Origin of the sequence: Streptomyces wedmorensis (assembly GCF_000716445.1) — a bacterium.
In the GTDB taxonomy this organism is placed as follows: Bacteria; Actinomycetota; Actinomycetes; order Streptomycetales; family Streptomycetaceae; genus Streptomyces; species Streptomyces wedmorensis.
The window spans coordinates 1-19,953 of record NZ_JNWK01000011.1 but is presented as its reverse complement, the minus strand read 5'-3'; the positions used below and the strand labels follow the sequence as shown (position 1 = coordinate 19,953).

The window sequence follows — 19,953 nt, the reverse complement described above, 5'->3', positions numbered from 1 at the left end:
CGTACGCCTCAGGCCGGCAGTGGACTGGCCCCTTCGTCGTACGCCCCAGGTTTCCCGTACGCCTCAGGCCGGCAGCGGATCCGCTCGCCTCACCCCGGCAGTCGCAGGATCGGGAAGCTGCCCGTGCTGGTCGGGGCGTGGTCCGGCAGCCACAGGACCGCGATGGCGCCGCCCACGCCGTTCGGGGCCGCCTCGGAGGCCACGTTCCGGAAGGTCAGCCGGGCGCCGAGGACCCTCGCCTGGCCGACCGCGATCGTCAGCCCCAGGCCGTGGCCCTGGCCGGCGCGGTCGCTCGTCCCCGTACGGAACCGGCTCGGCCCCTCCTTGAGGAGCGCCTCCGGGAAGCCGGGACCGTGGTCGCGGACGCGCACCACGCGGCCCTCGACGGTGACCTCGACCGGCGGCTTGCCGTGCTTGGCCGCGTTCGCGAGGAGGTTCCCGAGGACGCGTTCCAGGCGCCGCGGGTCGGTGTTCACCCAGGAGTCGTGGACGACCCGGACGACCACCTCGGGGTCCAGGGAGCGCACCCGCCGCTCCACGAACTCGCCGAGCGCGATCTCCTGGAGCTCGGCCCGCTCCGACGCGCTGTCGAGCCGGGCCACCTCCAGGACGTCCTCGACCAGGGTCCGCATCGCCTGCGCCCGGTCCCGTACGAGCTCGGTCGGGCGCCCCGGCGGCAGCAGCTCGGCGGCCGTGAGCAGCCCGGTGACCGGGGTGCGCAGTTCGTGCGCGATGTCCGCGGTCACCCGGCGCTCGGCTTCGATCCGCTCGTTCAGGGCGTCGGTCAGGGCGTCCACCGCCCACGCCAGGTCGTCGGTCTCGTCCCGTACGACCCCGCCGACGGCGTCCCGCACCCGGACCTCCGTGTTGCCCTGGGCGACCCGCCCGGCCGCGACGGCGGCCTTCCGCAGTCGCCGGGAGATCCGGCCGCCGATCAGGACGCCGAGGGCGCAGCCGCCGAAGACCACGGAGACCGAGCCGATGACCAGCGCCCGGTCCAGATCGTTCATGATCGTCGCGCTGCGGTCGGCGAAGGGGATGTGCAGCGACAGCACGTCGCCGCTGGCCAGCGGCACGGCGGCCCACACGTCGGGCGGCCCGCCGTGCCGGTGCTCCTGCACGTACGTGCCGCGCCGGTTGTCCCGCATCAGCTGGTCGAGCTGGGGCGGCAGCGCCGGATCGTTGATCTTCGTGCCGAAGCGGGGTTCCTTGGGCTTCGAGGACTCGTACATCCGCTGGGCGAAGAGCAGCCGCTCCATCTGCACCTCGCGCGCGTTGTCGAGCATCGAGATCCGGGCGGCGTTGTGCACGACGATGCTGAGGGTGACCGCGATGAGGGCGCCGACCGCCGCGATGGCGACGGCGATCTTCCAGCGGACCCCGGTCCGGAGGGGGAGCAGCTTCAACGGACCGGTCCCGTCTCGGGGGACGACGTGGGGTGGATCATGCCGGCCTAGCTCTTGAGCTTGTAGCCGAAGCCGCGGACCGTCTCGATCCGGTCCTGGCCGATCTTGGCGCGCAGCCGCTGCACATGGACGTCGACGACCCGGGTGTCGCCGCCCCAGCCGTAGTCCCAGACCCGCTCCAGGAGCTTGTCCCGGGACAGTACGGTGCCGGGCGCGGCCGAGAACTCCAGGAGCAGCCGCATCTCGGTCGGGGTCAGCGCCACCGGCTGCCCGCCCTTGCGGACCTCCATGCCCTCGGTGTCGACCTCCAGGTCGCCGAAGACCAGCAGCCCGCCGCCGTCGCCCGGCGCGTCCCCGTGTTCGCCGGCGCCGCCCGCGTGCCCGAAACGGCGCAGCACGGCCCGGATGCGGGCCATGAGCACCGAGCCGTCGAAGGGCTTGGTGACGTAGTCGTCGGCCCCGGCCTCCAGGCCCAGGACGACGTCGATCGAGTCGGCGCGCGCCGACAGCATGATGACCGGGACCGTCGACTCGTCGCGGATGCGGCGGCAGAGGCTGACCCCGTCCATGCCGGGCAGCATGACGTCGAGCAGGGCGATGTCGGGCCGCTGCGCCCGGAAGGCGTCGAGGCCGGAGAGTCCGTCGGGCATGGCCGTGACGCGGAAGCCGTCCCGCTCCAGGGCGAGCTGGGTGGCCTCACGGATCACATCGTCGTCCTCGACGAACAGGACATGGGTTTCGGCCATCGGGCGCGTCCTTCGGGAGCGGGCGGTCGGGGGTGCGGGATACGGGCGGAGTGGCAGGGCCGCGGTACGGCTCAGTTCGCGGGGGGCTCGCTGGGCGCGGGCTCCGCCGCGCCGCCGTCGCCGACCGCGCGGCTGTAGTCGTTGTGCACCCAGTCGTGCTGGGTGAACCTGCTCCCCGACCAGCGGTACGTGATCACGTCCTCGCCCGAGGGATACGCGACGGGGTCGCCCTTCGCGTACACCTGCCGGGTGACGACGAGGTCGCCCCGGTCGATCGTGGCGTACACGGCGGCCTCCTCGGCCATGAACACGTTCACGTACCTGTCGTTCTGCATGCGGTAGACGTACGTGCCGATCCCCACGGCATCACCGCAGGTCATGACGTTGACGACGACGTCGGGGGCCGGAGCGCCGGTGAGATCGCCGTACGAGGCGTCCACCGGATAGGCGTCCGCGACGCACGGCTTCAGGTCGTCCTTGAGCCGGTCGCCGATCTTCGGGTCGGCCTTGAGGAGCGCGATCGGATCCACCCGCTCGGCGGACTGCGGACCCTCGCTCGCGGACGGGGAAGAGGTGGGCGCCGCCGCGGCCACCTCGTCGGTGCGGGCCGCGCCCTCGTCGCGGGAACCGGTGCCGCCGGTGGAACAGGCCGCCAGCGACAGGCCGACGGCGACGAGCCCCGCCACCGCCGTGGCGCCCGCCGCCCGGGCGGTACGACGCGGGCGGCGCCGACCGGTCCGGAACCGGTCGCCGCCGCCGCTCTCGCAGGGGTCGCCGTCGTGGCGTCTGCCGCCGTCGGCCGCGTCGTCTAGGCCGCGCACCGCTCCCGCCCCCTTTCGTCACCTCGTACGGTCGACCGCTCCCCGGTCCGCCCCAGTGCGGAGGCGTCGAGGTCGCGGCTCTCCAGCTCCTGGCGGAGCCGGGCGAGCGCGCGGTGGAGCGTCGACTTCACCGTACCCGTCGACATGCCGAGCGCCGCCGCCGTCTCCTCGGTGCTCATCTGCTCCCAGTGACGCAGGACGACGACGCTGCGCTGCTTCGGAGCCAGCACCTTCAGGACGTCGATCAGCAGGGCCCGGTCGGCGTGCTGCTCGGTCGCGTCGTCGACGCAGGCGTCGGGCAGCTGCTCGGTGGGGACCTCGTCGAGCTTGCGGGCGCGCCACCACTCGGTCCGGGTGTTGATCATGACCCGGCGCAGGTAGGCGTCGGCCAGGGTCTTGTCGGCGATGCCGTCCCAGCGGCCGAACGTGCGGGCCAGCGCCGTCTGGAGGAGGTCCTGCGCGTCGACGGGGTCGGCGACGAGCCGACGGGCACTGCGCAGCAGCGCGTCCTGCCGCGTGCGTACGTACTCCTCGAAGTCGAGCACCTCGCCGTGCCTCATCCGAACCGCCTCCGAATCCCCGTGACCTGCTCTGTTCCTCGTGTCGTCGATGACGCTACGGAGCACTTGTCACGGAGCTGTGCGAGGCAGCCGTCGGCGGACGCACGGCTACCCATCGGTTGTGTAACAGCGGGGCGGAGCAGGTTTCGGGAACACCCCGAGGCCTCCGGCAGCCGGCCTCGGGGTGTGGGAAAGGATTGCGGTGCGTCAGGAGAGCGGGAGGCGGTAGCGGCCGCCCTCCAGCGGCTCGACGAGACCGTCGGCGACCAGGCCGTCGAGGGCCCTGGCCCGCTGCACCGGCTCGTCCCAGACCGCGTCCAGGGACGCCTGGGTCACCGGGTCGGTCGACTCGCGCAGGACGGCGAGGAGCCGGCCCCGCACCTGCCGGTCGGTGCCGGCGTACGTCTGGCCGCGCCGCGGCGGGCCGTCGTGCGCGGGCTTGCCGGCCAGCTGCCAGGCGCACCGCGTGGCGATCGGGCAGCGCCCGCAGTCCTCGTTCTTCGCCGTGCACACCAGCGCGCCCAGCTCCATCGAGGCGGCGGCCCAGCGGGAGGCCGTCGCCTCGTCGTCCGGCAGCAGGGCGCGGGCGAGCCGCCGCTCGGCGGCCGTGGTCGCGTTCGGCGGGTACTGCACGCCGGTCGCCGCCCGCGCGAACACCCGGCGCACGTTGGTGTCCAGGACCGCGTGCCGCTGCCCGTACGCGAAGGAGGCCACCGCCGCCGCCGTGTACTCGCCGATGCCGGGCAGCGACAGGAGCTGCCCGTGGTCGCTCGGTACGTCGCCGCGGTGCCGTTCCGTTATGGCCACGGCCGCCGCGTGCAGCCGCAGCGCCCGGCGCGGGTAGCCGAGCCGGCCCCAGGCGCGTACGGCCTCGCCGGGGGCCTCGGCGGCCAGGTCGGCCGGGCGCGGCCAGCGCGCGAGCCACTGCTCGTACACCGGGAGGACCCGGACCACCGGGGTCTGCTGGAGCATGAACTCGCTGACCATGACCCCCCAGGCGCCGGCCTCGGGGCGGCGCCAGGGCAGGTCGCGGGCGTGCCGGTCGAACCAGGCGAGGACGGGGCCGTGCAGCTCGGCGGGGAGCTCCGGGGCCACGGGGCTCTCCGGGGCCGGGGACGTGGGGGGAGTGTCGATGGAAGTCATGGCACCCCCGATCCTGGCACGTCCGCGCCGGGATCAGTACGCGCCGTGGCGTGCGCGCGAGGGCCGCTCGGAGTGCGCGGGAGCGTGCGCGGCGGCGTGCGCCGCCGGTCCGCGCCCCGCACACCACGACACGGCCGGGTTACGGCTCGACCTGGCGGTCTCCACCAGCGACCGCACCGGCCGCTCGGCGGCCTTCATGACGAGGAAGGCGACCAGGGCGCCGACGAGCAGTCCCACGGTCACGTCGTGCGGGTAGTGCACGCCGACGAAGACCCGGGAGAACGCCATGAGCAGCGCCATCGGCACGGTCAGCCAGACGATCCCGCGCCAGGACAGGGCGAGCGCGATCGCTGCGGCGCCGGCGATGGCCGAGTGGTTGCTGGGGAAGGACCAGTCGCCGTGCGGCGGGCAGGCGACGAGCGAGGCGGGTGCCCCGGCGACCGCGCGGCAGGGGCGTTCCTCGTCGACCAGCGACTTGAACGCCTCGCTCACCACGTACCCGAAGGCGGTGGCGAGCGGGGCGAGCAGCGCGAGCGCCATCGCCCCGCTCTTCCCGTCGCGCGAGCGCCACCAGCCGGCCAGGAACAGCACGCCGAAGAGCAGCAGTCCGGCCTCGGTCCAGACCTCGGCGAGCCACTGGAACCAGTGGGGGGTGGAGTGGGCGAAATCGGCGACGTCGAGATACAGACGGTCGGAGAAGTCGAGGAGGGTGTTCATGGTGCACGACGCTAACCGGAATTCCGGGTCCCCCGCCCCGGGCCAACGGCCAGGGCCACCCCCGACGAAAGTGGGGGGCCTGCGATTCGCGCCGGTAACCGCCCATTTCGACTGGGGTACCGGGAAAAGTTCCCGGAACCGACGGATGTGATCATCGGCAAAACTTGGCTTCTCGGGCGGCGGGTGGGGCGGGAGTTGAGCCGGATCTCTCGTAAGGTTCGGGTCGTGGGATCTTTGCGCAATCCGGTCGGGCCGCTTCCCTCCACCATCTACTGGCGACGGAGGGCGGTCGCGGTATGCCTGGTGGCGCTTCTGGCGCTGCTCGCCGTGTGGGCCGTCACCACCTCCGGTGACGACGGCGGGACGAAGACGAACGACGCCGCCAACGGCTCGTCGCCCACCCCGCCCTCGATCACGCCCGGCCCCTCGGGCACCGGACCCGCGATCAGCCAACAGCCCGGCGGGCGCGACGAGTCGGGCGAGACCGGCGACTCCGACGGCTCCGCCGCCAACGCGGGCACCGGCACGGACGGGGGCGCGGACGCCGGTACGGACGCCGGTACGGACGGCGGTACGGACTCCGGCGCCGAGACCGGCGGGAAGAACGGCGACACCGACGGCGCCGGCGGCGACGGCGGCGCGGGCACCGGAGCGGGGCAGCAGGTCCCGGCGAACTCCCCCCTCCCGAACTGCCCCGCCGGGACACTTCAGTTGACGCTCCGCAGCACCAAGGTCTCCTACGAGGCGGGGGAGAAGCCCCGCTTCCACCTCGTCGCCAAGAACACCTCGAACACCGCCTGCAAGGCCGACTTCGGGCCCCGCGCCGCGGTCCTGACGATCAGCGACGCCCGGGACGACGAGGTCTGGTCCTCCGCCGACTGCCCCCGCCCCGGCAACCCGATCCTGCTCCACGTCCCCGCCCACGCCACCGTCACCCACACCGTCGAATGGGACCGCGGCCGCAGCGCCCCGCACTGCGCCACCGCCCCGGCCGGCCCGGCCCTCCCCGGCACCTACCTGGTGGAGGCCACGATGGCCGGCGCGAAGGTGCTCCCGGCCTCGTTCAGGCTGACGAACGACTGACCCCCGCGCCGCGGACCGCGGCACAGCGGAACCCGGACGCGCGGACCGCGGCACAACGGAACGCGGATGTGGAGGCCTCGGCACGGCGGGCCCCCCGGACGCGGAGGCCCGGACGCGGAGGCCCGGGCAGGGGGGCGTGGCACGGGGGAACCCCCGGACGCGGAGGCCCGGGCACGGCGGGACCCCGACCGGACGCCTCGGCGCGGGGATCCGGATGCGCGCGGGTGCTAGACGTACCGCTCCAGGATCGAGGACTCCGCGAGCCGCGACAGTCCCTCGCGGACGCTGCGGGCACGGGCCTCGCCGACGCCGTCGACGGTCTGGAGGTCGTCCACGCTCGCCGCGAGGAGCTTCTGCAGCCCCCCGAAGTGCTCCACGAGCCGCTCGATGATCGCTCCGGGCAGCCGCGGCACCTTCGCGAGGAGCCGGTACCCGCGCGGCGACACCGCCGAGTCGAGGGTCTCGGGCGAGCCGCTGTACCCCAGCGCCCTTGCCACGACCGGAAGCTCGAGCAGCTCGGTGTGGGTGAGCGCGTCCAGCTCGGTCAGCGCCTCGGCGACCGTGCGGGCGCGCTTGGCGGTGGGCTCCGGCACGTAGTCCCGGATCACCAGCTCGCGCTCCGGCTCGACGCCCGCGATCAGCTCGTCGAGCTGGAGCGAGAGCAGACGCCCGTCGGTGCCGAGCTCGACCACGTACTCGGCGATCTCGGTGGCGATGCGGCGGACCATCTCCAGACGCTGGGCGACGGCCGTGACGTCCCGGACGGTGACCAGGTCCTCGATCTCCAGGGCGGAGAGCGTGCCGGCCACCTCGTCGAGGCGCAGCTTGTACCGCTCCAGGGTCGCGAGGGCCTGGTTGGCGCGGGACAGGATCGTGCCCGACTCCTCCAGGACCCGGCGCTCCCCGTTCACGTACAGCGCGATCAGCCGCATCGACTGCGAGACCGAGACGACCGGGAAGTTGCACTGCTTGGAGACCCGGTCCGCCGTGCGGTGGCGGGTGCCGGTCTCCTCGGTGGGGATGGAGGCGTCCGGGACCAGCTGCACACCCGCGCGGTGGATCTTGGTGATGTCCTTGTCGAGGACGAGCGCGCCGTCGAGCTTGCACAGCTCACGCAGGCGCGTGGCGGCGAACTCGACGTCCAGCACGAAACCGCCGGTGCACATCGAGTCGACCGTCTTGTCGAGGCCGAGCACGATGAGACCGCCCGTGTTCCCGCGGAGGATCCGCTCCAGGCCGTCGCGCAGCGCGGTGCCGGGCGCGACGGCGCTCAGGGCGGCGCGCATCAGCGCTTCGTTGCCGGAGCCCGCGCCGGACTTTCCGGGAGCTGATGCCCCGTCCTTGGCTGCCACTGCACTCCTCCGGCTCGTACGGATGGGCGAGACCAGGGCAAAGTCTAGCGACACCACCCCGCAGCCCTCCGCCCACGACCGATCAGGGGTGGTCCGAAAGGGGTCCCCACCCTGGCCGCCGGCTAACCCTCGGCACCCTCCGGCGCCTTCGCGCGGCGGCTCCGCGGCAGCACCCGCAGCGCGTCCCCCATGTCCGCGACCTCGGTCACCTTCATGCCCGCCGGCACCTTGCCCGGGTCGGACGGCACGAGCGCGTGCGTGAAACCGAGCCGGTGCGCCTCGGCGAGCCTCCGCTGCACGCCCGTCACCCGCCGCACCTCGCCCGCGAGCCCGACCTCGCCGATCGCGACCAGGTTCTTCGGCAGCGGGGTGTCGCTCGCAGCCGAGGCGAGGGCGAGGGCGATGGCCAGGTCGGCCGCGGGCTCGGTGAGCTTCACGCCGCCCACCGTCGCGCTGTAGATGTCCCGCTTGCCCAGCGCGCTGATCCGGCCCCGCTGCTCCAGGACCGCCAGCATCATCGAGACCCGGGAGGTCTCCAGACCGGAGGTGGTCCGGCGCGGGGACGGGATCTGGGAGTCCACGGTCAGTGCCTGGACCTCGGCGACCAGCGGCCGGCGCCCCTCCAGGGTCACGGTCAGACAGGTGCCCGGCACGGCCACGTCACGCCGGGTCAGGAACAGCCCGGACGGGTCGGCCAGGCCCGTGATGCCCTCGTCGTGCAGTTCGAAACAGCCGACCTCGTCGGTCGCCCCGTACCGGTTCTTCACGCCCCGGACCAGACGCAGCCGCGCGTGCCGGTCGCCCTCGAAGCTCAGGACGACGTCGACCAGGTGCTCCAGGAGCCGGGGGCCCGCGATGGCCCCGTCCTTGGTGACGTGCCCGACGAGCAGCGTGGACATGCCGCGCTCCTTGGAGGCCCGGATCAGGGCTCCGGCGACCTCGCGGACCTGGGCCATGCCGCCGGGCGCGCCGTCGATCTCGGGGGAGGCGACGGTCTGCACCGAGTCCATGATCAGCAGCGAGGGCTTCACGGCGTCGAGGTGCCCGAGGACCGCCGACAGATCGGTCTCGGCCGCCAGGTACAGATGGTCGCTGAGCGCGTTGATCCGGTCGGCGCGCAGCCGGACCTGGCTCGCGGACTCCTCGCCCGTCACGTACAGCGTGCGGTGCTCGTCGCTCGCCGCCTTCGCCGCCACGTCGAGCAGCAGCGTGGACTTGCCGACGCCCGGCTCGCCCGCGAGCAGCACGACGGCACCGGGCACCAGGCCCCCGCCGAGGACCCGGTCCAGCTCGTCGACGCCGGTCGAGCGGGCGGTCGCCTGCCGGCCGTCGATCTGGGCGATGGGGACGGCGGCGGTGGAGACCCGGCCGGCCGCGGTCGTCCGGACGGCGGGCGCGCCGTACTCCTCGACCGTCCCCCAGGCCTGGCATTCGGGGCAACGGCCGAGCCACTTGGCCGTCTGCCAGCCGCACTCGGTGCAGCGGTAGGACGGCCTGTCCTTGGCGGATTTCGTACGGGCAGCCATGTCCCACACCGTATCGGCCCCCACTGACAACGGGCCGCCGTCCTCCACAGGGGGACCGCCACGGCACCGGAACGCCGGGTTCCTGTCCTCTTTCGAGCGATACCTTCACCCGTAAGAATGAGAATGGCTCAACCGGTACGAAGAGTGCCCTCCGCCTTGCCTACGGTCGCCCAGTGACGAGCAGCAGGCTGGATTCCCCCACAGGCACCACCGGCGCCCACCGGGCGCACCGCGCCGCGGACCAGGGACCGCGCACGCTCGGCCGGCGGCCCCCCGCCCGCTACGAGGCCGCCCTCGACGGCCTCTTCACGTACTGCCTCTCCGTGCTCTGCGACCACGACACGGCGACCGCCGTCCTCGGCGACGTCCTCGCCGTCGCCGAGCGCCACCACGGCCGCTGCCCCTCCGACGAGGACGGCCGCACGGCCTGGCTGTACGCCCTCGCCCGCTGGGCCTGCCTGCGCAGCCTCGGCGAGCAGCGCCGCAAGCGCCAGGGCGCCCACACCGGCCGCCCCGCCGTCACCGCGCCCGAGCCGCCCCGCGTCTCCGAGGAGACCGCGGACCGGCGCCGGGCCGAACTCGCCGCCCTCGCCTGGCCCGAGGCGGCCGGCACCACGCCCGAGCAGCGGGAGGCCCTGGAGCTCGCCGTGCGGCACGGCCTCAGCCGACGCCAGGTCGCCGCCGTGCTCTCCCTCGACCCGCAGGCCGCCCGCGAGCTCCTCGCCACCGCGGGCTGCGAGGTCGAGCGGACGCGCGCCGCGCTCGCCGTCGTCGAGACCGGCGGCTGCCCCACCGTCGCCCGCCTCACCGGCGACCACCAGGTGCTCCTCTCGGCCGCCCTGCGCGCCGAACTCGTCCGGCACGTCGACGACTGCCCCCGCTGCCGACGGGTGGCCGAGCGCGTCGGCGCCGGCGGCCCCTGGCCCGGCACCACCGAACCGGTCCCCGCCCGGCTGCCGCTCGTCGAGGCGCCCCGGGCCGCCGCGTACATGGCGATGCTGCACGTCCCCCGCGCGCGTGCCGGCGCCCCGCGCTTCGCGCCCACCGGCTTCCCGATGGACCCCAAGGACCACATGGCCCGGCGCGACCGGATGCGGGCCCGCGCGGTCACCACCACCGTCGTCGCGGCCGTCGTCGCCGCACCCGTCCTCGCCCTGTGGACCTCCTACCGGGGCACCCCGGCCGCGGACACGGCCGGCCGGGACGACGCCCGGATCAGCGCCCGCGAGGCGGACGAACCGGAGGGCCCGGACGGCCGCTACGAGAACGCGGGCAACGCCCGCACCACCCCCGAACCCCGCTTCACCCAGGGCACCCGCGCCCCCGACGTCTCCGTCGAGGTGGTCAGCCCCGGCGGTCCCACCGAACCGTCCCGCCCCGGCGAGCCCGCCGCCGGCTGGATCACGGTCTCCGCGCGCGGCCACGGCGACCTGACCCTGCTCACGCTCACCGCCTCCGGCGGCTCCCCCGTCGACTGGTCGCTGTGGACGGACGCCCCCTGGCTGTACGTGACCCGGGCCTCGGGCACGCTCCGTCCCGGCGAGACGGTCACGATCACCGTCCGCGTCGACCACGACCGCGAGCCCGTGGGCGCCTGGAGCGCGCGGATCGGCGTGAACCCCTCGGGCGCGGTGGTCAGGATCGACGGCTACCGCCCGCCCCCGCCGATCGACGACCGGGTGATCACGCCCCCGCCGGTCACGACCACGGAGCCGACCACGCCGCCGACGACCGAGCCGACCACTCCGCCCACGTCACCGCCGACCACGGAGCCGACCACCCCGCCCACGACCGAGCCCACGACCCCGCCGCCGACGACCGAGCCCACCACGGAGCCGACCACCCCGCCGCCGACCTCCGAGGAACCCCCGCCCACGACCTCCGACCCGGGCACACCCCCGGCCCCGACGGAGGAACCGCCCCCGCCGTCCTCTTCCTGAGGGGAGGGGCGGTTTCCCAGGGGATGCCCGGTCGATTCCTCAGGGGGTATCCGGAAAGTCCCGCCTGGCCCTGTCGATCAGGCCGGGTCGGCCGGGTGCGGGGCCACCAGCGGCAGCTGCGAGGAGAGCCGCGCCTCGCACAGCCCGACCAGCACCTCGTACGCCTCCTCGCCCATCATCTCGACGAGCTCCGGCCGGTACGAGACATAGACCGGCTCACCGCCGACGTGCGCCGAGGACGCCGTCGTGCAGTACCAGTGCAGGTCGTGGCCACCAGGCCCCCAGCCACGCCGGTCGTACTCGCCGATCGACACCTGGAGCACCCGGCTGTCGTCGGGGCGGTCGATCCAGTCGTACGTCCGCCGCACCGGCAGCTGCCAGCACACGTCCGGCTTGGTCTCCAGCGGCTCCCGGCCCTCCTTCATCGCCAGGATGTGCAGCGAGCACCCCGCGCCGCCCGCGAAACCGGGCCGGTTCTGGAAGATGCACGACCCCTCCCAACGGCGGGTCTGCCGGTCGCCGTCCTCGTCGAGCTGCACCCAGCCCGACTCCGCGCCGACGTCGTGGAACTGCCACAGCTCCGGCGTGAGCCGCGCCACATGCTCGGCCACCCGCTTCTCGTCGTCCTCGTCGGAGAAGTGCGCACCGAGCGTGCAGCAGCCGTCGTCCGCGCGTCCCTCCTGGATGCCCTGGCAGCCGTTCCCGAAGATGCAGGTCCAGCGCGAGGTCAGCCACGTCAGGTCGCAGCGGAAGACCTGCTCCTCGTCGGCCGGATCCGGAAACTCGACCCACGCGCGCGCGAAGTCCAGTCCCTTCTCGTCCGGCTCCTCCGCCTTGCCCCGCTTCCGCTTCCCGACCTTGACCGCCTTCACCGACTTCGCCGCGTGCGCCGTCCTGGCCGCCTTCACGCCGTTGTCACTGTCACGGTCTTTGTCCGGCTTCGCCTTCTTCGTCTTTGGCACAACACCAAGCGTATGCGGGTCGGAGCAGTAGCGTTCCGCCCATGAGACTCGGAGTCCTCGACGTCGGTTCGAACACAGTGCACCTCCTGGTGGTGGACGCCCATCCCGGCGCCCGGCCACTGCCCGCCCATTCCCACAAGGCGGAGCTCAGGCTCGCCGAACTCCTCGACGAGCGGGGGGCGATCGCGCCCGACGGCGTCGAGCGGCTCATCGCGACCGTCCGGGGCGCGCTCCTGGCCGCCGAGGACAAGGGCTGCGAGGAGGTGCTGCCGTTCGCGACCTCGGCCGTGCGGGAGGCCAGCAACGCCGACGCCGTCCTCGCGCGCGTGAAGGACGAGACCGGTGTCGACCTCCAGGTCCTCACCGGCGAGGAGGAGGCCCGGCTCACCTTCCTCGCCGCCCGTCGCTGGTTCGGCTGGTCCGCCGGCAAGCTCCTCCTCCTCGACATCGGCGGCGGCTCCCTCGAAGTCGCCTTCGGCATCGACGAGGACCCGGACGCGGCCGTCTCCCTGCCGCTCGGCGCCGGCCGGCTGACCGCCGGCTGGCTGCCCGGCGACCCGGCCGACGGCGCCGACGTGAAGGCCCTGCGCCGCCATGTGCGCGCCCAGATCGCCCGTACGGTCGGCGAGTTCACCCGCTTCGGCCGCCCCGACCACATCGTCGCCACCTCCAAGACCTTCAAGCAGCTGGCCAGGATCGCCGGCGCCCCCGGCTCCGGCGAGGGCCTCTACGTCGAGCGGATCCTGACCCGCAAGTCCCTGGAGGAGTGGGTCCCGCGCCTCGCCGCCATGACCGCCCCCGAGCGCGCGGCCCTGCCCGGCGTCTCGGAGGGCCGCGCGGGCCAGCTCCTCGCGGGCGCCGTCGTCGCCGAGGGCGCCATGGACCTGCTCGGCGTCGAGGAGCTGGAGATCTGTCCCTGGGCCCTCCGCGAGGGCGTCATCCTCCGCCGCCTCGACCACCTCCCGGAGCACTGACCCGGCGCCGCCCCGCCGCCGGTCCCCGCACGGTCGCGGGGGCCGGGCGTGACCCGAACCACCCTCCGGCCCCCCGGCGGGCCCCGTACCCTGTCTGCGTGGCAGAACCAGTGGTGCGCATCCCGGATGCGAAGGTCGCCCTGTCGACGGCCTCGGTCTATCCGGAGTCGACGGCGACGGCCTTCGAGATCGCCGCGCGCCTCGGCTACGACGGCGTCGAGGTCATGGTGTGGACCGACCCGGTCAGCCAGGACATCGAGGCGTTGCGCCGCCTCTCCGACTACCACCAGGTCCCGATCCTGGCCGTCCACGCCCCCTGTCTCCTCATCACCCAGCGCGTCTGGTCCACCGACCCGTGGGTCAAGCTCCAGCGCGCCCAGGCGGCCGCCGAGAAGCTCGGCGCGTCGACGGTCGTCGTGCACCCGCCCTTCCGCTGGCAGCGGCAGTACGCCAAGGACTTCGTCACCGGCATCTGGCGGATGGCGGACGAGACCGACGTCCGGTTCGCCGTCGAGAACATGTACCCGTGGCGGTACAAGGACCGAGAGATGCTCGCGTACGCCCCCGAGTGGGACGTCACCAAGGACGACTACCGGCACTTCACCGTCGACCTCTCGCACACCGCGACCGCCCGCACCGACGCCCTCGCGATGATCGACCGGATGGGCGACCGGCTCGGCCACGTCCACCTGGCCGACGGGAAGGGCTCGGCGAAGGACGAGCACCTGGTCCCGGGGCGCGGCACGCAGCCCTGCGCCGAGCTCCTGGAGCGGCTCGCCCTCACCGGTTTCGACGGCCACGTCGTCATCGAGGTCAACACCCGCCGGGCGATGTCAGCCGCCGAACGCGAGGCCGACCTCGCGGAGGCCCTGGCGTTCACCCGACTGCACCTCGCGTCCGCCCCCACCCGCCCCTCCCGGGTGCCGCGACCGTGACCGCGGAGGCCCCGCGCCGGCGCGGCCGTCCCTCCCGCACCGAGGAGGAGAGCGGCCCGGGCTCGCGCGAACGCATCCTGGACGCGGCCCGCGCCGAGTTCGCGGAGCGGGGCTACGACAAGGCCTCGGTGCGCGGCATCGCCCGGGCGGCGGGCGTGGACCCGGCGCTCGTGCACCACTACTTCGGTACGAAGGACGAGGTCTTCGCCGCCGCGATCGAGGTGTCCTTCGAGCCCGCGGCCGTCGTCCCGGCGATCGTCGCGGGCCCGCGCGACGCCATCGGCGAGCGGCTCGCGAGGTTCTTCATCGGCGTCTGGGAGAACCCGGTCAGCCGCGCCCCGCTCCTCGCGACCGTCCGTTCCGCGCTGACCCACGAGGCGGCGGCCAAGGTGCTGCGGACCTTCGTGCTCCGCCGGCTCCTGGAGCGGATCGCGGCCGAGCTGGACGTGCCGGAACCGGCGCTCCGGGCGGAGCTGGCCGCCTCCCAGATGATCGGGATCGTGATCATGCGGTACGTCATCAAGGTCGAGCCGCTGGCCTCCGCAGACCCGGAGGCGATCGTGGCCCAGGTGGCCCCGACGCTCCAGCGGTACCTGACCGAAGGCTGAACATCCGTCCCGCATTCCGGACGGCCTGTCCAGATCTTGGAGCGTCGGCGTACGCTCGAATGCAAGCACACCCATCACGAGGAGCGAGCGACGATGCCCGAGCTGAGGTCCCGCACAGTCACCCACGGTCGCAACATGGCGGGCGCCCGCGCCCTTATGCGCGCCTCCGGTGTACCCGGCGCGGACATCGGCCGGAAGCCCATCATCGCGGTCGCCAACTCCTTCACGGAGTTCGTCCCCGGCCACACCCACCTCCAGCCGGTCGGCCGGATCGTCTCCGAGGCCATCACGGCCGCCGGCGGCATCGCCCGCGAGTTCAACACGATCGCCGTCGACGACGGCATCGCGATGGGCCACGGCGGCATGCTCTACTCGCTGCCCTCCCGCGACCTGATCGCCGACAGCGTGGAGTACATGGTCGAGGCACACTGCGCCGACGCCCTGATCTGCATCTCCAACTGCGACAAGATCACCCCCGGCATGCTGATGGCGGCCCTGCGCCTCAACATCCCGACGGTCTTCGTCTCCGGCGGCCCGATGGAGTCCGGCCGCGCCACCCTCGTCGACGGCACGGTCCGCACGCTCGACCTGGTCGACGCGATCTCCGACGCGGTGAACCCCGCGATCTCGGACGAGGACATCGCCCGGATCGAGGAGAACGCCTGCCCGACCTGCGGCTCCTGTTCCGGCATGTTCACCGCCAACTCGATGAACTGCCTGACCGAGGCCATCGGCCTCTCCCTCCCCGGCAACGGCTCGCTGCTCGCCACCCACACCGGCCGCAAGGCGCTGTACGAGGACGCGGCCCGCACGGTCGTCGACATCACCCGCCGGTACTACGACGAGGACGACGCCTCCGTCCTGCCGCGCGCGATCGCGACCCGCGCGGCCTTCGAGAACGCCATGGCGCTCGACATCGCCATGGGCGGCTCGACCAACACGATCCTGCACCTGCTCGCCGCCGCGCAGGAGGCCGAGCTCGACTACGGCCTCACCGACATGGACGAGATCTCGCGCCGGGTGCCCTGCCTGGCCAAGGTCGCCCCGAACGTCGCCAAGGACCGCACGTACTACATGGAGGACGTGCACCGGGCCGGCGGCATCCCGGCGATCCTCGGCGAGCTCTACCGCGCCGGCCTGCTCAACGAGGACGTCAACTCCGTCCACTCCGCCTCCATCAAGGAGTGGCTGGACACCTGGGACGTCCGCGGCGGCTCCGCGTCCGACGAGGCGATCGAGCTGTTCCACGCGGCCCCCGGCTGCGTCCGCTCGGCGACCGCCTTCTCCCAGTCCGAGCGCTGGGAGGCGCTGGACGTGGACGCGGCCGGCGGCTGCATCCGCGACGCGGCCCACGCGTACTCGAAGGACGGCGGCCTCGCCGTCCTGCACGGCAACCTCGCCGCCGACGGCTGCGTCGTGAAGACGGCCGGCGTCGACGAGTCGATCTGGACCTTCGAGGGCCCTGCCGTCGTCTGCGAGTCGCAGGACGAGGCCGTCGAGAAGATCCTCAACAAGCAGGTCAAGGACGGCGACGTGGTCGTCATCCGGTACGAGGGCCCGCGCGGCGGCCCCGGCATGCAGGAGATGCTCTACCCGACGTCCTTCCTCAAGGGCCGGGGCCTGGGCAAGACCTGCGCGCTGGTCACCGACGGCCGCTTCTCCGGCGGCACCTCGGGCCTCTCCATCGGCCACGCCTCCCCGGAGGCCGCGTCGGGCGGCACGATCGCCCTCGTCGAGGACGGCGACCGGATCCGCATCGACATCCCGAACCGCTCCATCGAGCTCCTCGTCGACGAGGCCACCCTCGCCGCCCGCCGTGAGGCGCTGGGCGGCGTCTACGCCCCGAAGAACCGGCAGCGCAAGGTGTCCGCCGCCCTCCGCGCCTACGCCGCGATGGCGACCAGCGCCGACAAGGGCGCCGTCAGGGACGTGACGAAGCTGGGCTGAGCCCGCTGGAGGTACGACGAAGGGGAGCGGGCTGCGGGCCCGCTCCCCTTCGTCGTACCTCCGGCGTACCGCCGTTCACCAGGACGACGGCTCGCGCGCGTCCACCGCGAACACGGAGCCGTCCGGAGCCGTCCCGAACACCCGGTCCCCGGCGACCAGCGGCGAGGGCACCGAGGGCGCGTACCCGAGCCGGCCGTTCTGCAGCCGGGGCCTGGTCTGGCCGATGAGCGCCCCGCGCGCGGTGTCGACGGCGAGGAGCCGCCCGTCCTGGACGGAGAAGTACAGGCGGTCGCCGGGGCCGAGGACCGGCGGGGAGACGTTCCCGGCGGCCGTCTCCAGGTCCCACAGCACCCGCCCCTTCTCCGCGGCGGTGTCGAAGGCGGTGAGGTGCCCGTCCGCTTCGAGCAGATGGACGACGGCGCCGCTCACGGCGATGCCCCGGAGATCCATCCTGCTCGGCAGGGCCAGCCTGCGTACGGCTCCGTTGCCGCCGTCGCCCGGCCCCAGGAGCACCAGCGCGTCGACCAGCCCGGTGTCGTACAGCGAGGCCAGGACCAGCGAGCCGTCCCCGGTGCGACCCACCAGGTCGAGCTCGCCCTCCAGCTCCCGGTGCCAGGCCACCTCGCCGGTGGCCGGGCGGATCGCGCCCACCCGGGTGCTCGTCCCGTCGAACGAGGTCTCGGACAGCGTGAGCAGCCCGGAGGGCGCGTCGTACGTTCCCGGGCGCGGGACGCCGAACCCCGCCAGTCCGTGCCGCCAGAGCTCCTTGCCGCTGCGGCTGTCGACCGCCCGCATCCCGCCGGCGCCGTCCGACAGGACGACGGCGGAGCCGGCCGGCCAGTACGCCTCGGGCACGCCCGAGCCGGCCCGCCAGCCGGGGCGGCCGTCCTCGGCCCCGTACGCGCGGAGGGGCTCCGTGGGGGCGGCGGCGCCGATCAGCCTGCCGCCCGCGAGGACCACCGGCACCTCCGGGGAGCCCTGCTCGATGGGGGAGGTCCGCGACCAGACGACCCGGCCGGTCACCGGGTCGAGCCGGGCGATCCCGACGCCCCGGGCCGTGCAGTACAGCGCCCCCGAGTCGTGGGCGCAGGCGGGAGCGGCCGTGGGGCCGAGCTCCTGGAGCGTGGTCTGCCAGCCGGTGAAGGCGTTGGCCACCTCGTCCGGGTGGGCGGGGGCCTCGGGCCTGCCGCCCGCCGGAGCGCTCAGCGCCGCGTACAGGCCGGCTCCGGTCAGCGCGAGCACGGCGACGACGGCCAGCGTCGGGCGCGGACGGATCCGCCCGGCGAGGCGCGGACCCCGGCGGCGCGGGGCCGGCGCGGTGGCCCGTACGCGGGTGTCCGCGTCCCACGCGGGCGCGTGGCCGGGCTCGCCGTCCGGCAGCGAGGGTCGCCGCCGCTGCGCCGGTATGAAGGCCTCCGCCTCGTACGAGGGAGGAAGCAGCGCCGACATGATCTCGGCCGGGGTCGGCCGGTCGGCCGGCTCCTTGGCGAGGCAGCGCGCGACGAGCGGCGCCAGCTCCGCCGGGACGCCCGTCAGGTCAGGCTCGTCGTGGACGACCTGGTACGCCACGATGTACGGGCTGTCGGAGTCGAACGGGCCGTGCCCGGTCGCCGCGTGCACCAGGACCGAGCCGAGCGCGAAGACGTCCGCCGCGGGTCCGACCTCGCGCGGGCGCTGGAACTGCTCCGGCGCCATGAACGGCGGCGAGCCGATCAGCTTGCCCGTCTCGGTGTGCAGGTCGCTGTCGACGGGCCGGGAGATGCCGAAGTCGATGACCTTCGGCCCGGTGTCGGTGAGCAGGACGTTGCTGGGCTTGAGATCCCGGTGGACGACGCCCGCCCGGTGGATGTCGCGCAGCGCCTCGGCGAGCCCGGCGGTGAGCCGGCGCAGTTCGGCGGGGGACAGCGGGCCGTTCCGTTTCACCTGGTCGGCGAGGGTCGGGCCGGGGACGTAGAGGGTGGCCATCCAGGGCCGTACGGCGTCGGGGTCGGCGTCCACCACCGGCGCGGTGAAGGCCCCGCTGACCCTGCGGGCGGCAGCGACCTCCTGGCGGAAACGCGCCCTGAACTCCGGGTCCTCCGCATACCGTGCGTGTACGACCTTGACCGCGAGCCGCAGGCCCGAGGCCGATGCCGCGAGGTGTACGACTCCCATGCCGCCGGCCCCCAGACACGCCTGGAGCCGGTAGTCGCCCGCAAACTGGGGCCCCTCCGCTTCCCGGTCGGAACCGGTACCGCGCAACGGTGGCATCGCCCACCCCCGTGTGATTGCCCGTCACCTCGCGCGCAGGTGCGCGACCCGACGGAGCCTAGTCCATGGTGCCCTCGAAGTCGGCGGAGCTTGCTAGCCTGCGCGTCGCGGAGAGTGAAACTCAGCGGAGCGCTTTTGCGCCACAGGGGGAGGACACCATGAGCACGCGCTACGAGGTCGCACCGGGCTACCGCGTCAACGTCCGATCGGGCCCGAGCACCAAGCACCCGATCGTCCGGGTGCTGCCACTCGGCGCCACGGTCGCGATCAACTGCCAGAAGTACGGCGAGTGGATCAGCGGCCCCTACGGCACCACGAACATCTGGGACAACATAGCGCCGGGCGAGTACGTGTCCGACGCCTACGTGCACACGGGCAGCGACGACCTCGTCGCGCCGCGCTGCTCCTGAGCCCTCCTCCGTCGCCCCGGGGATAATCGACCTCGTGAGCGACGACAAGAAACCCCGCACGACCGGCGGCTCCTCCGGCGCCGCGCCCACCGGGCCGCAGCCGGAGGAGATCCGCTTCTTCGGCACGTCCTGGCTCGACCACACCGACGGCTACGCCCTGCGCCGCGCCGGCCTCGCCGTCGGCTCGCTCGCCGCCGCCGTCGCTGCCTGCTTCGTCCTGCGCTTCGCCTACGAGGGCCTTCAGATCGCCGCCGTCGGCGGCATCGTCAACATCCTGGTCGTCGTCATGTTCGCGGTCTGCAGCGCGATCGCCTTCCGCAAGACCTGGGAAGGCTTCGTCCGCCGCCCCGCCGACCCGGCCCGCGAGGAGTCCCTCCGCAGCCTCAAGGCCATCGGCTTCATCGGCTCCCTCCTCGCCTACTCCCTCCGCTGCCTCGTCGAAGCCCCCGGCGAAAACCTCCACCGCACCGAACATCAAGCCGCCCTGACCCGCCGCGCCTCCCGCTCCAACAACCCCTCTACCCGCAACCCCAAACGCAAGTAACCCCCACCCCCCGGCCCGCCCACCCCCAC

Annotated in this window: 18 protein-coding genes; 8 read left to right on the top strand and 10 right to left on the bottom strand. The window is 73.7% G+C overall.

Annotation, left to right across the window (positions count from 1 at the left end; all coding sequences use genetic code 11):
- Positions 1–89: 89 nt before the first annotated feature.
- The 6 genes from cseC to OO54_RS11605 form a co-directional block, all read right to left on the bottom strand.
- Entirely contained in the window at positions 90–1,565 is a 1,476-nt protein-coding gene (gene cseC / locus OO54_RS11630; protein WP_399522328.1) for a two-component system sensor histidine kinase CseC, read from the bottom strand.
- Positions 1,454–2,152, bottom strand: coding sequence for a two-component system response regulator CseB (cseB, locus tag OO54_RS11625; RefSeq protein WP_033202793.1), 699 nt, complete (start codon positions 2,150–2,152; stop codon positions 1,454–1,456). Before cseB ends, cseC begins: the two co-directional genes overlap by 112 nt.
- 71 nt (positions 2,153–2,223) lie before the next feature.
- The gene (locus OO54_RS11620; RefSeq protein ID WP_200146738.1) at positions 2,224–2,973 is read right to left on the bottom strand and encodes a hypothetical protein; all 750 of its coding nucleotides are present in this window, start codon (positions 2,971–2,973) and stop codon (positions 2,224–2,226) included.
- Positions 2,961–3,533, bottom strand: coding sequence for a SigE family RNA polymerase sigma factor (locus tag OO54_RS11615; protein ID WP_033202792.1), 573 nt, complete (start codon positions 3,531–3,533; stop codon positions 2,961–2,963). Before OO54_RS11615 ends, OO54_RS11620 begins: the two co-directional genes overlap by 13 nt.
- A 207-nt stretch (positions 3,534–3,740) precedes the next feature.
- On the bottom strand, positions 3,741–4,676 hold the full coding sequence (locus OO54_RS11610; RefSeq protein ID WP_033202791.1) for an HhH-GPD family protein: 936 nt from the start codon (positions 4,674–4,676) through the stop codon (positions 3,741–3,743).
- A 33-nt stretch (positions 4,677–4,709) separates the two neighbouring features.
- Positions 4,710–5,393, bottom strand: coding sequence for a phosphatase PAP2 family protein (locus OO54_RS11605; RefSeq protein WP_033202790.1), 684 nt, complete (start codon positions 5,391–5,393; stop codon positions 4,710–4,712).
- A gap of 225 nt (positions 5,394–5,618) precedes the next feature.
- Here OO54_RS11605 and OO54_RS11600 point away from each other — a divergent pair, with 225 nt between their 5' ends.
- Complete coding sequence (locus OO54_RS11600; RefSeq protein ID WP_033202789.1) at positions 5,619–6,476, top strand: hypothetical protein; 858 nt, start codon at positions 5,619–5,621, stop codon at positions 6,474–6,476.
- Positions 6,477–6,703: 227 nt separating this feature from the next.
- On the opposite strand, the gene disA is transcribed toward OO54_RS11600, so the two are convergent.
- Complete coding sequence (gene disA, locus OO54_RS11595) at positions 6,704–7,828, bottom strand: DNA integrity scanning diadenylate cyclase DisA (RefSeq protein WP_033202788.1); 1,125 nt, start codon at positions 7,826–7,828, stop codon at positions 6,704–6,706.
- A 122-nt stretch (positions 7,829–7,950) separates the two neighbouring features.
- Entirely contained in the window at positions 7,951–9,354 is a 1,404-nt protein-coding gene (gene radA / locus OO54_RS11590) for a DNA repair protein RadA (protein ID WP_033202787.1), read from the bottom strand.
- 173 nt (positions 9,355–9,527) lie between these two features.
- Here radA and OO54_RS42360 point away from each other — a divergent pair, with 173 nt between their 5' ends.
- Entirely contained in the window at positions 9,528–11,294 is a 1,767-nt protein-coding gene (locus OO54_RS42360) for a BACON domain-containing protein (RefSeq protein ID WP_051786868.1), read from the top strand.
- A 77-nt stretch (positions 11,295–11,371) separates the two neighbouring features.
- On the opposite strand, the gene OO54_RS11580 is transcribed toward OO54_RS42360, so the two are convergent.
- Entirely contained in the window at positions 11,372–12,256 is an 885-nt protein-coding gene (locus tag OO54_RS11580; protein ID WP_033202786.1) for a DUF3109 family protein, read from the bottom strand.
- Between the two features lie 41 nt (positions 12,257–12,297).
- On the opposite strand from OO54_RS11580, the gene OO54_RS11575 reads away from it, so the two are divergent.
- The 4 genes from OO54_RS11575 (at position 12,298) to ilvD (ending at position 16,720) form a co-directional block, all read left to right on the top strand.
- Complete coding sequence (locus OO54_RS11575) at positions 12,298–13,230, top strand: Ppx/GppA family phosphatase (protein ID WP_033202785.1); 933 nt, start codon at positions 12,298–12,300, stop codon at positions 13,228–13,230.
- Between the two features lie 98 nt (positions 13,231–13,328).
- Complete coding sequence (locus OO54_RS11570) at positions 13,329–14,165, top strand: sugar phosphate isomerase/epimerase family protein (protein ID WP_078905155.1); 837 nt, start codon at positions 13,329–13,331, stop codon at positions 14,163–14,165.
- Complete coding sequence (locus OO54_RS11565; RefSeq protein ID WP_033202783.1) at positions 14,162–14,773, top strand: TetR/AcrR family transcriptional regulator; 612 nt, start codon at positions 14,162–14,164, stop codon at positions 14,771–14,773. The genes OO54_RS11570 and OO54_RS11565 overlap by 4 nt, the downstream gene beginning before the upstream one ends.
- A gap of 93 nt (positions 14,774–14,866) precedes the next feature.
- Entirely contained in the window at positions 14,867–16,720 is a 1,854-nt protein-coding gene (ilvD, locus tag OO54_RS11560; RefSeq protein ID WP_017240010.1) for a dihydroxy-acid dehydratase, read from the top strand.
- Between the two features lie 75 nt (positions 16,721–16,795).
- Here ilvD and OO54_RS11555 read toward each other — a convergent pair whose 3' ends face one another.
- Positions 16,796–18,970, bottom strand: coding sequence for a protein kinase domain-containing protein (locus OO54_RS11555; RefSeq protein ID WP_033202782.1), 2,175 nt, complete (start codon positions 18,968–18,970; stop codon positions 16,796–16,798).
- Between the two features lie 158 nt (positions 18,971–19,128).
- On the opposite strand from OO54_RS11555, the gene OO54_RS11550 reads away from it, so the two are divergent.
- Together OO54_RS11550 and OO54_RS11545 are read left to right on the top strand one after the other, a co-directional pair.
- Positions 19,129–19,380, top strand: coding sequence for an SH3 domain-containing protein (locus OO54_RS11550; protein ID WP_078905154.1), 252 nt, complete (start codon positions 19,129–19,131; stop codon positions 19,378–19,380).
- Between the two features lie 34 nt (positions 19,381–19,414).
- Complete coding sequence (locus OO54_RS11545) at positions 19,415–19,924, top strand: hypothetical protein (RefSeq protein ID WP_033202780.1); 510 nt, start codon at positions 19,415–19,417, stop codon at positions 19,922–19,924.
- Positions 19,925–19,953: the final 29 nt, after the last annotated feature.